The organism is Reichenbachiella carrageenanivorans (assembly GCF_025639805.1).
Taxonomy (GTDB): domain Bacteria; phylum Bacteroidota; class Bacteroidia; order Cytophagales; family Cyclobacteriaceae; genus Reichenbachiella; species Reichenbachiella carrageenanivorans.
In genome coordinates this window covers 3,454,539-3,471,160 of the sequence record NZ_CP106735.1, presented here as the reverse complement: position 1 = coordinate 3,471,160, position 16,622 = coordinate 3,454,539, and the positions used below count along the sequence as shown (strand labels likewise).

Below are 16,622 nucleotides of genomic sequence, written 5' to 3'. Positions count from 1 at the left end.
GGCTTTGTCTCAGATAAAATTACATGGGATGTATCCCAATATCAAATGAACTCAGAGTTTTAATTGCCTATGATCCTTTGCATATTTGCGACATGATTTCTATCAATAATTTATCTTATTATCTGGGCAGCAGAGCCCTTTTTGAAAATGCCTCACTACATATCAAACCTAAAGACAAGATTGGTTTGATTGGACTTAACGGTACGGGCAAGTCTACTTTATTGAAATTAATCATAGGCCAACTCCAAAAAGACAGTGGAGACATTAGTATGTCTAAAGACTGCTCCATCGGTTTTTTAAATCAGGATTTGCTTTCCTTTCAGTCGGACGATTCTATCCTATCGGTAGCGATGGAAGCCTTTTCTGACGTCACCAAGATCCAACATCGAATTGATAAAATCCTACACAAGATGGAGACTGACTACGAGGACAAACTCGTAGAGAAACTAGCTAGACTACAAGAAGAATTTGAAGCCAAGGATGGCTATGTACTCCAAAGCAAAGCCGAAGAGGTACTAGAAGGAATTGGTTTTAGAACAGAGGATCTACAGCGTCCGCTAAGAGAATTTTCTGGTGGATGGCGTATGCGAGTGATTCTAGCCAAATTGCTTTTAGAAAAACCATCGATTCTCATGCTCGATGAGCCGACCAACCACTTAGATTTACCTTCTATTCAATGGATAGAAAACTACCTAAAATCCTACGAAGGCGCCGTGATTGTGGTCTCTCACGACAGACAGTTTCTGAATAACACGATCAACAAAATTGTAGAAGTGAGTGGGCAGACACTGACCCCCTATCCAGGCAATTATGACAATTACTTAGAAGAAAAAGAGCTTCGGAATGAATTGCAAAAAAACGCATTTGAAAACCAACAAGCTAAAATAAGACAGACCGAACGGTTTGTAGAACGATTTCGTGCCAAGGCGACCAAAGCCCGCCAAGTACAGTCCAGGGTAAAAGCCCTTGAAAGGATGGACAAAATCGATGATGTAATCGAAGAAAATGCAGCGGTCAATTTCAAATTCAACTTCAGCAAACAGTCTGGTCGTCATGTGGCCACGCTGGATCAAGTATCCAAGTCTTACCCAGACATAGACATTCTAAAAAAAGCTAGCGGACAGATAGAGAGAGGCGACAAAATCGCCTTGATCGGAGCCAATGGCAAAGGCAAATCCACCCTCCTGCGGATCATCGACGGAGACGAAAACGTAGAAGGCAAAGCCTCAATGGGTTTCAATGTAAACCCATCCTTTTTTGCCCAACATCAGCTAGAATCACTCAATGTAGAAAACGAAATACTTGAAGAACTCAAGCAATTTGGATCTGGCAAATCTGAGCAAGAGCTTCGTGGTGTATTGGGTTGTTTTTTGTTTTCGGACGAAGATGTATTTAAAAAAATAAAAGTGCTTTCTGGAGGGGAAAAATCTAGAGTGGCTTTGGCCAAAACCCTGATATCTGAAGCCAACTTTCTCTTGCTAGATGAGCCCACCAACCACTTGGACATTCAGTCGGTCAACATCCTGATTCAGGCTTTGCAGCAATACCAAGGGTCTTTCATCTTGGTATCTCACGACAGGTACTTCGTCACACAAGTAGCCAACAAAATCTGGTGGATCGAAGATCAGCAGATCAAAGAATATCCTGGCACCTACGAAGAGTATACCTACTGGTGTGAAAAAAATAACAAACCAAAAGATGCTTTCAAACCAACGGTAGTCAAAGAAGAAAAACCAAAGAAAGAGAAAAAGCAAAAAGAAATCGACGAAGATCTAAAGGAACTAACCAAACTCAAAAAGGAACTGACAAAAGTCGAATCCGATCTAGAGAAGCTAGAAGCTAAAAAAACTGAATTAGAAGCTGAAATGGCCGATCCTACCAACTTCAACGACGCCGAGAAGCTAGACAAACTCAATCAGACCTACGAATCCAACAGCCAAACCCTAGCCAACAAAGACCAAGAATGGGAAACGATCGCAGAAAAAATCGAAGAGCTAGAAGGATAGTTTATACTATGTCTTTTTACTTTTAGGTTTCTTGCGCATATTGTGACGTTTGATGTATTTTATTAAGTGTATGTAGTTCTCTCGTGTTTGGTGGTACATTACTTTTTTCTGGCACTGGACTTGTTTCCACCTCACTCAGGCGCATTGCCTTAAAGATCATCTTGGTGACATTAAGTTTATAATAGTCGTAAAGGATCACAACGCACAACACCAAGCTGGCTACATAAAAGGTATAATAATCGATACTATAATAAACCACACCCGATACTATACCTCCCGCCATATAACAACACATAATCACGATCAAGAGTTGAGCCTTCTGAACTAGTGCCTTGTTTTCTCTGTACTCTTTTTTGGTAAACATTGAAAAAAGGATACCCAAATCCGTGGTGAGACCGGTAAGGTGTGTCGTTTTTACCGAAAAATTGGAAATACTGGCAGTCAGTCCATTCTGAAGTCCCATAGCAAATAGCATCGCACCTACCAAGATCTCCGTTTCTTGTAGTGTTTCTATATAGAAGTATTGCAAGTATATGCCCACAAATATCAAACATGCGATTTCTAACATGACAGGCAAAGCATGAGCGAGGTGTTGCCCTAGACGGCTAGTACCATGTATAATCAGCATATTGGAAGTGAAATTTCCGAAAAAAAACAAGCTGATCCATATCAAAGCAATAGATGCCTCATACCAATTCCCTTTTGCTATCTCCTGAGCCAGAATAGCATAATGCCCAGTCACATTAGAGGTAAAAGCAAAAAACACAATTACAGACATGACATTGACCATCCCAGCAGAAAAGGCCGTGAGCCCTCCCAACTGGATATTGTCTACAAAATTTCGATAATTACTATATTTCCTAAGCATTCTTGTTGTTCATTCGTTTAAACGTCATTTTCACTATTCCTTTCACTTGCAGGTCAAAATTGAAATGTATCACCAAGAGATCTTCAGACAATTGCTGCACTTGGTACTCCTCTATTCGCTCATCGTCATGTCGCAGCTCCAGTATATTGCCACGACCTTTTACATGCCAGCTTAGACTTTCCTTTCTTCCATTTGCCGATATGAAAGTGAGCCTTTTATTAGGCTCGAATTGCCAAATTTCAGACTCGTGCAAAATCAGGTTTTGGATAATTTCCCGTTTTTGAGCTTCGTCTATTGCAGAGTAATTTGAGTTCCCTTGATGATTTACCTTTTCATATTCCCAAGAGAGTTCTTCCCACTCACCCACCAGCAGTTCTTCAGGGCTTTCTAGCTGTATCAATAGACAAGCACTGGTAAGTATCATCGTAGCCAAAAGCCCCTGTACTACCCAAATAATCCTCATGATTTTTGAATAATGGGCTGTGTGGTCGTCTTGTAGAATAGATCAGAAACTTGATTGGTAAAATGAAATTCCTCTTGCGTGTCCGCTTTCATTTTCAAAGCCGTTACAGGTACCGAGCATTTCTGGAGATAGGGTATAATATCAAAGCTTCGTCTGTGCACACTAGGATCCATTCTAATGTCTGAAGGAATGTACACCTCGTCTATACGATTAGAGTCCAGGTATTTTTGCATGTTCTTTTTATCGTTGAAATAGATAAAATCCGTGACCATAGACACAATTTGCGATTTAAACTTACTAGAAATGAGCGCATGAGCTTTCAAAAACTCTTCCGACTCCATTTCTCTAATCATCCTCCCTTTAGAGTAAAACAAGAGATCGCTTATAGAATTAGGCAAAAACATGCCGTGTAACATAATGATTTCAAGAGATTGGTTCGGCATCTGCTCAACCACCTCTTTGACTAGTGACAATGATTTTACAGAAAAATCATTGGGAATGAGTATTCTTTTAGTGTTTTCCATCGATTTGTTTTTTTACCAAAATTATCGATGAGGTATTAGAAGGGATTTACAACAAAATTATAATCAGATTAGATTTCAACCTTCAAATTAGAAACAGATTAGATTAATCTAAGTTTATTAAAATAGCATTAGAGCGAATAATTCCCTATAGGGATATTGATCAAAACAGTGGTTCCTCCATTCAATTTAGAGTTTACTTGCAACGTGCCATCATGCATTTTGATGATGTTTCGGCTGAGTGGGAGTCCGATACCATAGCCCTCATGGCTGCCAGTATTAGAGGCTCTAAAATAAGGATCATAGATATACTGCAATTCATTCTCTGGAATACCAATACCAGAGTCTCGAATCACAATAAAGGCATCTTTGTCCGTAGCGCCAAAGGCAATATGCACGACTTCATTGTCTGAATATTTACAGGCATTGACCATAATATTGGATAGTGCCAAGTGTAGCAGTTGCTCATTACCCTTCACTTTAAGTTTTTCAGGATTTTCGGGTAATAAGCTGAAATCGAGTTTAAACTTAAATCCAGAATTGATTTTCTGAACAGTATCTTGCACATCCAAGATGAGTTGGTCAATTCTAATTTTGTCGAATTTCTGTGCTTTACCATTAAAACCCGTTTGAGCCAAAAACAAGAGTGCTTTAGTTTTTTTATCTAGCTTTTCTGCTTCTTCTAATATCTTTCCTAGAGCCACCTTATATGCAAGCGCACCACGTTCTTTAGACAAGGCAAAATCTGCCTCTCCTATGATCGAAGTCAATGGAGTATTCAACTCATGTGAAGCATTACTGATAAAGTTTTTCTGGGTCTCAAAAGAAGTCTCTAACCGATTGAGCATATCATTAAAAGTCAGCGCTAGCCTCGACAGCGAGTCGTTTTTCTTAGGTACATTCAGGCGTAGATGTAGATTTTCTGAGCTGATTTTCCTTACATCATTAATTATATTTTTTATCGGTCGTATCAAAGTTCTTGATACGACAAATGAGAAAAATACAATCCATAAAATCCCAAAAGCCAATGAGGTAAGTAATAGCGTCCTTAAGTAAGCGATATGATGGGAATAAAAATAGTTTTCGGCAGACACCACTACCATAAACTCATCTCCATTCTGAGATTGATAAGTAATCCCTGAATAAAATATAACCCCCTCACTATCACTACCATAAGTATTATCCAGCACCTCCTCTATTAGAGACTTGGGTAGTAGTTTAGACAGACTATCCTCTTGTATTTTCCCTTTAATTATAGGAAGTATGTACTCTGTCTGATTGGGGAGTTTTTCCAGATACTCTTGCTCCATTTCCAGAATATGACTGACATCGGATGGCTTTTCGAGTTTGATCTTGGCTGTAGTCGCAGCTCTGATTTCTAGTCGTTTGTAGAAATCAGTGAAAGCATAATTGGAAATAGAATAATAGATAAATCCGCTATACAACAAAGTGTACAAGACAAAAATAATAATGACTAGGTATATGATCTTATTTTGTATCTTCATCAGGCTTGTTTTAAGACATACCCCATACCTATCACTGTATGAATGAGCTTTTCGTCACCATACTTGTCTAGCTTTTTTCGTAGATAATTCACATATACATCTACCACATTGGTTCCGATGTCATGATTTATACTCCATACTTCTTCCAGCAAATCTATTCGCGAAAGTACCCGCTTACTGTTTTTCATAAACATGAGCAATAGCCTATATTCGGTAGAAGTCAGTGAGATTTCATTTCCTGCTCGCCGGACAACTTTCGTATCATTATTTAATTCTATATCTGCAAAACGATAGATACTTTCGGCCTTCGAAGGATACATATCTGAAATGTCCGCTCTCCTCAGTAGTGTTCTGATTCTAGCGTTGAGCTCAATGAGTTTAAAGGGCTTGGCCAAGTAATCATCTGCTCCACTGTCCAAGCCAAGCACAACATTTTCGGCACTACCTAACGCTGTCAGCATCAATACGGGGATCTCCTTATAGCCGTCGCTTCTGATTTTGGAACATACCTCTAGCCCATTCATTTTCGGCAACAGGATATCAAGGATGATTAAATTGATAGACAGTTTTTTCAGCAGCTCTATTCCTCTAATCCCGTCCGTGACATGATATACTTTGTAGCCCTCCTCTTCCAAGCTTTTACAAATCACTTCGGCTACATGTTGCTCATCCTCAACCAGTAAGATATTATTCATAAGTTATATGGGACAACTGCAAAATTCCATATTTGCACTTAAAAAGCCTAATGAAACAGATTAGAAAGCCATTAGAAATACGGGCTTCACTCACAAATCCCCAATTCGCCACAGATCATAAGACTTAAAAGCCAGCTGCCTGAGCTATATCTTCAGGAAAATCAGCTATAGGCCTAATTTGGATGTCCTTGGCATAAGCCTCTGCTCCCTCAGATTGTATTTGCAGACGGCCTTTTTTCAAGGGTTGACCATCATGTTTTTTTGCATCTGTTAGTGCGAGTACCACCACACCATTAGTGACATGCACTGCTCGGTCGCCTATCACATACAGATCTACCCGAGTCCACGCTCCATTGGGGCTTTCTGCATCAACGGATCTCTTGCCTCGTTTAGAAATATTGCTACTACTAGGATCCCAATGCTCAGTCGCATCTGTTTTCACCTTTGCCTGAGTACCTGCCAGAATAAACAAATCCCCAAAATCACCCTCTTGAATTTGGGTCTCCAGACTCCTCATCCACACATTCCAAAAGGCACCATGTTCTCCATAGCAATGATACAACAAACCATTGTCTCTTTTTTGTTCCAAGCGTGGTGCATACTTCTGCTCTCCCCACTTAAACAGCAATGTCATATGATAATTCTTATACTCTTTTTTAGACGTGAGTCCCGCATATACCTGACCAGAGATATTGAGCACCAATTCACCGTTTTCCTTAGTCACCTTATAAATACCCATAGGATCACCCAATCCAATGGGTTCTACAGGCTTCCCATCTTCGGGCACCTCATAGCCATCGGGCAACCCCATGACTGATGGATCTGGCACCCCTGTCCATACCTCCCACTTACTTAATTTTTTGTCCAGAAGGTTTTCCCAATCATCAGACACAACCTTTTCTGTCGCTTTATAGCTCACGTTCTGGCTATTAGCTGTAACAACTACTAGAAGTATAAATGCGAATAAGGAAATAAGTTTTTTCATTGTATTATGTTTTATTTTGAATGCAAAATACAAAACACCACAATATAGAAGTGATGTTTTTAAAAAATGAAAAAACAGTAATAAAAAAAACTTAATCTAAAGGAATCCTTGCTTCGGAATAAAGATCATAAATAGCGACTAGAGATTCATGACTGGCAGATGCGCCATAGGGTTCAAATTCTTGAAATGAATGTCGCCCTTCTGCATAGACAGGGATATACTTCGAATCGAGCGAATCCCATACAATCAGCAGGTAGTGATAACTGATTTTGTTTAACCGGCCATTTTCTAACCATGTATCAAAAACGTCCTCTTCTAGAGAGGCTGGGTAATCTGAGCCGTCAAACATATACGAACTGTGAATAAATAATCTTAAACGAGAGCAAGTTAGGCAGCGCCTAGCAGTCGCACAACATTAACTGATATGAAAGGGCCTGATGCTCTAAAATAATGTCTAGAAACTAAAAAAACAGCCAAATACAAACCCTATAGCTTGTACTTGGCTGATATTAGCTCAGTATTATACAATAGCTGCTTCCCAAGCAAACTTCTTAAAACCTTCGTCCAAAGGAGTTTCCGCGATATGATTCGTATAGTTACTAATTACCTTTTGAGACAGTCCCAAAATGATATCCAATACGTGACGTTGGTTATACCCTGCAGCATAGAAGGCTTCTAATTCTGCATCGGTCACACGTCCACGGTTGTGTACGATAGACAACGTCATCTCATGCAAAGCCTGTAGTTTAACCGAAGGCAAAACTGTGCCGTTTCTCAAAGCATCTATGATCACCTCATTTATCTGCATGCTATGTGCTATTGCCGTATGTGCAGGCACACAATAGTGACACTCATGCGCTACATTGATGGTCTGCCATACTACTGTCAGCTCATCCTTATCGAACGACGACTGGGTAAAAAGACCGTGTAGGCTCTGATAGGCTTCTAACAAACCAGGGGATTCGGCCAAGGCTCCATGTAAATTGGGAACGTATCCATATGCCTCCTGTGATTTCTCTAGTAGTGCTTTGCTTTCTTGTGGAGCTGACTCTACGGTATGAATTTTTAATGTGCTCATAATGTTCAAATGTTTATTGATGTGTTACTATTCTTAAACTAAACGATCGTTTAGTATTTATGTAAAAAAATTTAAATGCCGCTGAAAATATTGGCTATGTAGTGATCCAACTGAACTGGGGTAAACAACCGAGAGGCATTGGCCAGACCAAGCATAGAAATAATCAAATAATCTGCCTGCTCTTCTACTTTGGCAAGGTCTTTAGTCTCATCTTGCGCTAGGGTATCGGCAAAAAGCTGACGAACTTCCTCTGTAAACTTGGACAACTCTGCTTTCAAAACAGCGTCTACATCAGGGCCAAACTCATTGGCTGTATTAGAAACTAAACACCCTTTACCACAATTACTATCCTTAGAAAACTCAAGGAAATCATAAAAATAAGTTCTGATACCAGCTACTCCATCTTCAGAAGCCGCTAGCTTATCCAAAAGGACTTGTAGTTTAGTTCTGTATAATTTGATACTCTCCAGAAATACCCCGTCTTTACTTCCAAAACTGGCGTATATAGAAAATTTATTGATGCCCATTTCTTTCTCTAGCATGCTCATGGAAGTAGTTTCATATCCATTTCGCCAGAATAGGCTCATGGCTTTATCAATTACCTCATGCTCTATATACTCTTTTTTTCTTGCCATTGTGCAGTGGTATACGACAATACTAAACGATGGTTTAGAAATTATATACTTTAAATAAAAAATAATGAAACTTGTAAATCAAATACTCACTCTTCGATTATTCAACTTATACTCCTTGATGGTCATACCATAAGTGTTTTTAAACGTTTTAGACAAATGACTACTGTCTGTAAATCTGAGTTGATGTGCAATCTCCTTTAGCGAAAGATCTGTATGTAGTATTTTGGTTTCTACTAATTTCAGTTTTGACTTAGTGATATATTCTCCCAAACTAAGACCTGCATGCTTCTTGAAGTATTCAGAAAAATAGGTAGGTGAAATACCAAAACGATCGGCCAGCTCGGTGATACGAAGGGAGGCTGGATCACTGATGTTGGTATTGATATACCTTAGCACCTCACCAAATCTCCCATCCAGATCATTGGCTTGCTGCACATAGTTCTTTTCGATATTGCGTGCCAATATATTGAGTATAGATACCATGGCTCCCATAATGATAGCATCGGAATATACATCTGCTTGCAAATATTCCTGATGTATAAACTGGATGGTCTGTGCGATAAACGCTCGCTCTCGAGTACTGCCTATGATGTCTCCTGGCACTTTGTTGTAGTTGGCTAGGATGTACGACATCTTATCAAACCAATCTTTGTAGTCCGTCATGGAGCGATCATGTAGAAAGTAATGGTCTGTAAAACGAATAAAATAGAATCTGGATTTTTCTACTATCCTAAACGAATGACAGTCTAATGGTGGCAACAAAAAAACATTGCCTACTTGATAGGCAAATTCATGCTTATTGATACACTGGTAGCCATTCCCCTGATCCACGTACACGATTTCAAAAAAATTGTGCTTATGTGGACGATGCTTCCATTCTAAAAACTCTTCTACCTCTATTTCAAATATTCTCTTGGCTTCTTCCAGTTTCATAGTATGTATATTGGTTACACATTACGTAAAAATGTAGATTTAAGACAAATACAACGCGAAAAAAGATGAATATTGGATATTACAACATAAAAAACCAATATATATACCTTTTTATCCAACATATATACTGTCACCCGACTTGAGCAAACTCGTTTCTTTGTAGCATAACGCAAAAAATCAAGTTGCAAAATATTAAAATCAATAGCATATCATGAGTTTTTTAACATCCATACAAAATCGATACACCACCAAGGTTTATAACCCTACAAAGAAGATTTCGACAGCACAAATAAAAGAGCTTAAAGAAATTTTGAGAATGAGCCCTTCTTCTATCAACAGTCAGCCTTGGAAATTTACATTCGTATCTGATCCTGATACTAAAAAAGAGCTAGCTAAGGCGTCATATTTTAACGACCAAAAAGTAATCAACAGTGACACTGTAGTGGTATTCAGCAGAATAGACAACATAGATAAGTTTGAACAGCAAATAGAGCAAACATTGCCAGAAGGCGCCGTTGGGTATTTCAAGCAAGTGATCAAACCACAACCTGAAACCATGATCAAGGAATGGTTCGACAAACAGGTATATTTGGCATTGGGTGTGTTTTTGAGTGCTTGTGCTGAAATGGGTATAGACTCTACTCCCATGGAAGGCATAGAAGCAGATAAGTACAACCAAATCCTCCATGGCGGAGATTACAACACCTTGGTAGCTGTAGCCATTGGATACAGAGATCAAAACGACAGCAATCAGGTAAATATCACGCCTAAATCAAGAAGACCAGTACTTGAAGTAACACAATCGATTTAAAGTCTCCAATATATTTACACCGTTTATCCCATGGTCTTTCCATTGGTTAAATGGTGTAATACTAGATCAAACAGGTATCGCAACTTCTGATCTAGTCAGCTTTGATGCTAAAATGGGTATATCCTATCATTTTTAAATCGATTACTTCTATTTTCGCTGCTTTATTACTGACTAAACTTTATCGATGGATATAGCCGCATTCACTACCAAACTCCAATCTACCCCTACATTTGTTTCATTCGATGACACCATGCAGGTGATCGAAGCACATTATGTCTTTTCTCCTACAGCGTTTCGAAATGGTGACCTTCGTAACGATGAAGGACAAAACTCGGGCTCTTGTAAACTGTTTGCTTTTGCTAAAGATCAAGGGTTTTCACCAGAGGAGACCTTACAATGCTTCGGTGACTACTATAGAAAAGATGTACTTGAAAATCCAAACGGGACAGATCACCAAAACATTCGGAATTTTATCCAACACGGCTGGGAAGGCATCCATTTTGATGGTGTGGCCTTGGTCGGACGATAGATTAGATAGATAGGACACGACTCAAACAAAAAGCCCGCTAATCTTCTCGATTTAGCGGGCTTGCTACTTTAGGTTAGCCAAGTTAGATTTTAATAAAATGCCTGTCGAACTGGACGTAAGTTAGCTTTACTCGGTGTAGTTTCTGAATTATTTACAAACTGCACCGCATATCCTCTAGAACCGCTTACAGTTGAGTGCCAATAATAACCTGCGTTGGTACTGCCGCCAGGGAAATTCCCAGCATTACCATTCTTATATATATTATCTCTCATTCTATACAATTCACTTTTGCTAGGCAAAAACCAATCACTGTACCCTTCTGTACTAATAGAATAGCATGTACGTGCGACATGGCTGCTTGTATTACCCAATTCTGAAATCAGTGTTTCTGTATTTGATTTCCCTTTCCCTATATTAGAACTAAGCATTCTTCCTAAGTCAAAATATTCATCGCTAAACTCCACACTACTTCCAAAATCTTGTTTAGCTGCGATATACGCCACTTCATTATCCTTGTCTATATAGAATATGTAGCCCCCTTCGTAGGTCAACCCATAAAAATCTTTTTCGGAATATGATTCCAACAACTCTGATAAAGCCTCTCCGTCATCCAAAGCCCCCTGCAGATCTACTGTAGGTTCCACATCATCATCATCATCTACCTCACAGGTATTGCACATTAGCGTAAGTGCTATCATAGGAAACAACAAACTACGTCCTAACTGGTTCCATTTACTTTTTTCTATACTTTTCATCATATATTCATTTAAAGTTTTTCTCAAGTGGATAACTCCAAATACCACTCAAATACAAAGGAAAATGTATTCTCTAGCTAATCCTATTTGAAACCCGTCAATAAATACTCGAAACCCGTCAATTGATATTTGATCAACCTTGTATTTCTAACCCAATCGAAAGTATAATTGCACATGTACAAGAAAATTGGAATTTTCATACTCTTCCTGATCTGCATACAACCCATAGCGATAGGCAGTCACAACAGAGAATATGATTTCAAGTTGTCCTATATAGAAGATCGACACGATCATTTCAATTTGACGCAGGCCATGGGTATGAAATACACTCCCATAGTCAGTCAAGACTTCACCAAGGGGGTCACTCAAAGCACATATTGGGTTAAAATAAAATTGGAAGAAATCCCTACAAGCCCCTTTGTGCTCGAATTGAACCGGACTCTTCTCGACGAACTAAACGTATTTTATTACGATACGGCAAACCTATTGCACCAATACAATTTCGGATTTAGAGTGACTCCATCTGATCAGCCTGATGCGATCAACTCTCCCTATGTGATCGTAGATACCCCCATCAGTGACAGCACCATCTATCTTAGAGTAAAAAGCACATATGCACTAGTACTACCCATAAGTGTACGTGATGTCGCCAAGCATTTTTTAGTCAAACAAGAGGAAGGTTTTTTTGCTATTATTCTAATCGGTGGACTATTGGCGATGTTTAGCTACAACATGATGCTTTGGTTTTCGGTGAGGGACTTTAAGTACATATTCTACAGTGCAGGCATCCTGCTCACCACGATCATTCAAATGGGAATACAAGGCTATTTTTATGCGATCTTACCACACTCCTATTGGCTGTCGTACTATGTAGTGAGTGTCGGCATCGGTATCAATATTTTCATATCCTCCTACTTCTGTATGCTATTCTTAGGGGAGAAACATTTCACACCTTGGATGAAGTATAGCATATACGCCATCATGTTATCAGGACTTAGTATTCCTTTATTCGAACTTATGGGCTTTTCCTACCTAGCCAAACAAATCGTAGTACTGGGTACAGGTGTGGGATCTTTCGTGGTGCTGATCATTAGTACCACGCTTACCTACAGAAAAGTAACCGTGGCACGCTACTTCCAAGTGGCATGGAGTATTTACCTGATTGGGATCATCGTATATGGGCTGCGTACAGAAGGCTACCTTCCCGACAATCTTTTCACAGCAAACTTTGCCTATGTAGGCAAGCTTATAGAAGTGTGTTTGATGTCATTTGCCTTAGGATATAATTACAATCAAATCCGAAAAGAAAACCTGCTACTTCAGACGCAAATGAACAAAGAGCTAGAGCAGCTTGTGAAAGTAAGAACAGAAAAACTAAACCTACTGGTAGAGGAAAAAGAAGTTCTACTCAAAGAAATTCACCATCGTGTAAAAAACAACCTACAACTGGTCTCCAGCATCCTATACATACAAAGTCACCACCTCAAAGATAAGGCCGCTAAGGCTGCCGTCAGAGAAGGCCAAAGCAGGATCAAGTCCATGTCGCTGATCCACCAAAAGTTATACGCCAATGACGCCTATGCCAAGATCGACATGAAAGACTATGTAACCGATCTGGCACAAATCCTACAAGACACCTTCCAACCGAAAAACAACGTAGATCTAGCAATAGAAGTACGAGACATTACAATGGATATAGATACTGCTGTACCGCTAGGGCTAATCCTAACAGAACTCATATCGAATGCTTATAAGCATGTATTCAGCACCATAACTCAAGGGAAACTTCAAATCAAACTCCATCAAACTCCTACAGGATTTCACCTCTTGGTTAGCGATAATGGCACAAAAGGGCTACCAACTGATTTCGATAAGAAAAAAAGTATGGGAGTCACGTTGGTCTATTCTCTGGTGAAGCAAATCAGGGGCGTGTTGACTGTCGAGCAAACAAACGGCACCGCTTTTAAGATTGACTTTGAGTCTATAAAAAAGAGTTGATTAGAGCATTGACGAAGCTCGAAGTCCGTATTTCTTCTCGAAAAGCTGGGAAAAATGATTGACATTTTGAAAACCTACCTGATTGGCTACTTGCGATATGCTTTTCTCCTGTTTATTTTTCAACAACTCATAAGCCACCTCCAACCTCACCTCTCTAATAAAATTGCCTGGCGACTGATCTATCATTTTCTTAAGAAACCGTCTCAATGTACTCTCACTCATACTCACAGTCTCCGCCAATGATTCTACGCTAATGTCTTCTTTTTCCAAATGCTGTACAATGTTTTCTCGCAATAACCCCAGTATTTTTTCGTCGTACGACAATACAGGAGGCGCTTGCTTTGCCAAACGATCCTCATGGTTATTCATCGCGATCATGATATTGGCTTTGATGTCGGATTCATTAAACGGCTTGGAAATAAAACCTGCAGGATGAGTTTCGTTCACTCGCATTAAAAACTGATCGGTAGTATGACTGGTTACAAAAAGAAACGGCGTTTGTGAGATTTTATTAATCTCATGAGCCAGCGCAATCCCGTCCTTTTCCCCTGCTATAGTGATGTCTAACAGTACGATATCTGGCTGTATTTCTATAATATCTTTGATCGCCTCTCCTGCATTGTCCGTCCCTCCTACATACTCATAACCACTCTCTTCTATAGCTATTTCTAAGGCCCGAGCGATCAGCAGTTCATCTTCCACCACATACACCCTAAATTTATTCATTTTCTCGGCTGCTCATTTGTTTATGACAAACATCCAATTTATTCTAAATCAATTGTATTGTCAACACTACTAAAAATTAATCGCATAAACGGAAATCACACCTCGCTAGCTCATTCTTTACTTTCGTGAAAACATCCAAAACAAGAAGCATATTTCACATCATAGAAAAGAATGGGTGCTATCAATTTTTTCACTGCCTTATCTATATTAGTGAAATTGGATTGAGAAATATGTAGGGGGATTTTATATAGCCTAGCATCGCTTTTTGTGAATGGGCAGGCAACCTTAGATTGGTGTAAATAAGGAATCAAAGTGGTATTGCAGTTGATAGCTATTCGTGCTACCTCATACTCACCCAAGAGCTTAGTCAAAGTTGTGTTGATATCCTCAAAAAAGGCTATAGTAGCTGCCAAACGCACTCTCGATCCTGCTCGTGATTTTCCTTTCTTATTTAAATATTTTATCTGGCTGACCCCCTGCTTTTTGCGATTCATATAAGCAGAAAAGGTGGTGTGATAGACATTGGTTTTACCAAACATCACACTGATGGCCGCATTTCCAGATTCTATAGTCAAATAAAGTACCAGTGTATCTGTGGCCAGTACATCGAGCTGGTCATTTACAGAAAGGTGCAGTGGCAGTCGGATATACCCCATGACTTCGTTCTGCTCATTTTCAAGCATCACTACATGCTTTTGGTAATGGTAATAATGGTTAGAGAAACATGCTTTGACCTGCTCAAAAAGCAGCTCAAAAGGCTGGCCGAATAGATTCACCGTATGTTGCTGCATGAAGGTATGGCGTAGATATATTTTTCGATTCGCAATATACAAAGAGGCTCGTACACATCTTATCAGAAGTGTACAAGCCTGTTATAAATAGTGGAGGTTAATCTCTAATGATGATGTCCACCCTCTTCTTCACTGTTTTTGGCTTTGGCCAATAAAGTAAAGGCACCCTTCACCACTACGCCCAACGTCTCTACTTTCACAGAATCATCCACCAAGGCAATGGCCGTATACTCGTCTTCGGTAGCACCAACGGTCACTTCCCGCATATCAAAATGAAGATTGTCTTCTTTTTCATTGTGAGCCGCTGCTGCTGCTGCTGCTGCTGCTGCTGCTGTAAATAGGTAATGTTTCCCATTGAATCTCACTATCGATACGGCTGGCACTGCCCAAACCTCATGACTTCCTATTTCAATTTTGGCATTCACATACATACCAGGCATTAAATCGGACTGTTCTTCTTTGAGGTGACCATGTACCGTCACCGATCGATCTTCTCGTACACCACTCCCTACCAAAAAAATCTCAGCTTCTCTCCAAATCGACTCTTCATTAGCCAATGAAAATCGAATACGCTGACCAGTTTTTATCTTAGGTATATCATTTTCATAAACAGTAAGTTCTACATGTAAATCGTCCGCATTGGTAATGTCCATAATCACATCCTGAGGGTTCACGTATTTACCTATATTGGTATATACATCTCTGACCGATCCATTCTCTGGAGAATATATATTGACCACAGCACTCACCTGCTCCTCTGCGATCCGTTTTGGATTGAATCCTATCAGTTCCAAACGTGCCTTCATCGCCTGTAGTCGAGCTTCGTTAGACAGGTAATTGCTCTTGGCTTGCTGATAGTTTTTGCCCGAGGCTACCTTTTCATTAAAAAGCGATTTTTGTCGTTCATACTCCATTTTGAGGTATTCTCTACTGGCTAGGCTTTCGAGGTAACTCTGCTGAAACTGGATAAATTCAGGGTTTTGGATAGACACCAAAAACTGACCTTTTTTCACCTGTGTACCAGGCAGCATTTCCGTATATTTCACAAAGCCCCCATAAGGCATATTGATTGAAATATTGCTCTGCGGAGGCACATCGATCATACCGTTTACTTTGAGTTCCGAACCTATTGTACGTTTTTCTATTTTACCCATGACTATTCCTGCACGCTCAAATTGCGCTGGGGTGAGCTCTACCAAGTCCTCTTCCTCATGATGATCCTCTTCTGCTACCTGTGGCGAAGTGCAAGCACTCATCACAAGCGACCATACCATAGCTGAAGCCAACAGCTGTTTATATCTTTTAAATGTATTGTTCATATCT

Annotated in this window: 18 protein-coding genes; 4 read left to right on the top strand and 14 right to left on the bottom strand. The window is 39.7% G+C overall.

Annotation, left to right across the window (positions count from 1 at the left end):
- Window positions 1–92: 92 nt before the first annotated feature.
- Window positions 93–2,006 (top strand): ABC-F family ATP-binding cassette domain-containing protein, encoded by a 1,914-nt coding sequence (locus N7E81_RS13965; protein ID WP_263050208.1) that lies wholly within the window; start codon window positions 93–95, stop codon window positions 2,004–2,006.
- Between the two features lie 22 nt (window positions 2,007–2,028).
- Here N7E81_RS13965 and N7E81_RS13960 read toward each other — a convergent pair whose 3' ends face one another.
- From N7E81_RS13960 to N7E81_RS13915, 10 genes are all read right to left on the bottom strand, one after another.
- Entirely contained in the window at window positions 2,029–2,874 is an 846-nt protein-coding gene (locus tag N7E81_RS13960) for a YoaK family protein (RefSeq protein WP_263050207.1), read from the bottom strand.
- Window positions 2,867–3,337, bottom strand: coding sequence for a hypothetical protein (locus N7E81_RS13955; protein WP_263050206.1), 471 nt, complete (start codon window positions 3,335–3,337; stop codon window positions 2,867–2,869). Before N7E81_RS13955 ends, N7E81_RS13960 begins: the two co-directional genes overlap by 8 nt.
- Window positions 3,334–3,861: a hypothetical protein gene (locus tag N7E81_RS13950; protein WP_263050205.1), complete on the bottom strand. Its 528-nt coding sequence runs from the start codon at window positions 3,859–3,861 to the stop codon at window positions 3,334–3,336. Before N7E81_RS13950 ends, N7E81_RS13955 begins: the two co-directional genes overlap by 4 nt.
- Before the next feature lie 128 nt (window positions 3,862–3,989).
- Window positions 3,990–5,363, bottom strand: coding sequence for a sensor histidine kinase (locus N7E81_RS13945; RefSeq protein WP_263050204.1), 1,374 nt, complete (start codon window positions 5,361–5,363; stop codon window positions 3,990–3,992).
- Window positions 5,363–6,058, bottom strand: a complete 696-nt coding sequence (locus tag N7E81_RS13940; RefSeq protein ID WP_263050203.1) for a response regulator transcription factor — start codon at window positions 6,056–6,058, stop codon at window positions 5,363–5,365. Before N7E81_RS13940 ends, N7E81_RS13945 begins: the two co-directional genes overlap by 1 nt.
- Window positions 6,059–6,182: 124 nt before the next feature.
- Complete coding sequence (locus tag N7E81_RS13935) at window positions 6,183–7,043, bottom strand: 3-keto-disaccharide hydrolase (RefSeq protein WP_263050202.1); 861 nt, start codon at window positions 7,041–7,043, stop codon at window positions 6,183–6,185.
- Between the two features lie 91 nt (window positions 7,044–7,134).
- The gene (locus tag N7E81_RS13930; protein WP_263050201.1) at window positions 7,135–7,392 is read right to left on the bottom strand and encodes a hypothetical protein; all 258 of its coding nucleotides are present in this window, start codon (window positions 7,390–7,392) and stop codon (window positions 7,135–7,137) included.
- 171 nt (window positions 7,393–7,563) lie between these two features.
- Window positions 7,564–8,121, bottom strand: a complete 558-nt coding sequence (locus tag N7E81_RS13925) for a carboxymuconolactone decarboxylase family protein (protein WP_263050200.1) — start codon at window positions 8,119–8,121, stop codon at window positions 7,564–7,566.
- Between the two features lie 71 nt (window positions 8,122–8,192).
- A complete protein-coding gene (locus N7E81_RS13920) occupies window positions 8,193–8,756 on the bottom strand; it encodes a TetR/AcrR family transcriptional regulator (RefSeq protein WP_263050199.1) in 564 nt (187 codons plus the stop codon).
- A gap of 78 nt (window positions 8,757–8,834) precedes the next feature.
- The gene (locus tag N7E81_RS13915; protein WP_263050198.1) at window positions 8,835–9,689 is read right to left on the bottom strand and encodes an AraC family transcriptional regulator; all 855 of its coding nucleotides are present in this window, start codon (window positions 9,687–9,689) and stop codon (window positions 8,835–8,837) included.
- A gap of 211 nt (window positions 9,690–9,900) precedes the next feature.
- On the opposite strand from N7E81_RS13915, the gene N7E81_RS13910 reads away from it, so the two are divergent.
- Both N7E81_RS13910 and N7E81_RS13905 read left to right on the top strand, forming a co-directional pair.
- On the top strand, window positions 9,901–10,500 hold the full coding sequence (locus tag N7E81_RS13910) for a nitroreductase family protein (protein WP_263050197.1): 600 nt from the start codon (window positions 9,901–9,903) through the stop codon (window positions 10,498–10,500).
- A gap of 184 nt (window positions 10,501–10,684) precedes the next feature.
- Entirely contained in the window at window positions 10,685–11,029 is a 345-nt protein-coding gene (locus tag N7E81_RS13905; protein ID WP_263050196.1) for a HopJ type III effector protein, read from the top strand.
- Between the two features lie 89 nt (window positions 11,030–11,118).
- Here N7E81_RS13905 and N7E81_RS13900 read toward each other — a convergent pair whose 3' ends face one another.
- Window positions 11,119–11,787, bottom strand: coding sequence for a DUF1566 domain-containing protein (locus N7E81_RS13900; RefSeq protein ID WP_263050195.1), 669 nt, complete (start codon window positions 11,785–11,787; stop codon window positions 11,119–11,121).
- Window positions 11,788–11,958: 171 nt separating this feature from the next.
- Between N7E81_RS13900 and N7E81_RS13895 the strand changes: the two genes are divergently transcribed.
- Entirely contained in the window at window positions 11,959–13,782 is a 1,824-nt protein-coding gene (locus N7E81_RS13895) for a 7TM diverse intracellular signaling domain-containing protein (RefSeq protein WP_263050194.1), read from the top strand.
- Here the strand turns inward: N7E81_RS13895 and N7E81_RS13890 are convergent, their stop codons facing one another.
- The 3 genes from N7E81_RS13890 to N7E81_RS13880 all read right to left on the bottom strand — a co-directional run bounded on the left by N7E81_RS13890 (window position 13,783) and on the right by N7E81_RS13880 (window position 16,618).
- Window positions 13,783–14,508, bottom strand: a complete 726-nt coding sequence (locus N7E81_RS13890) for a response regulator (RefSeq protein ID WP_263050193.1) — start codon at window positions 14,506–14,508, stop codon at window positions 13,783–13,785.
- 110 nt (window positions 14,509–14,618) lie between these two features.
- On the bottom strand, window positions 14,619–15,299 hold the full coding sequence (locus tag N7E81_RS13885; protein ID WP_263050192.1) for a hypothetical protein: 681 nt from the start codon (window positions 15,297–15,299) through the stop codon (window positions 14,619–14,621).
- Between the two features lie 104 nt (window positions 15,300–15,403).
- Entirely contained in the window at window positions 15,404–16,618 is a 1,215-nt protein-coding gene (locus N7E81_RS13880; RefSeq protein WP_263050191.1) for an efflux RND transporter periplasmic adaptor subunit, read from the bottom strand.
- Window positions 16,619–16,622: the final 4 nt, after the last annotated feature.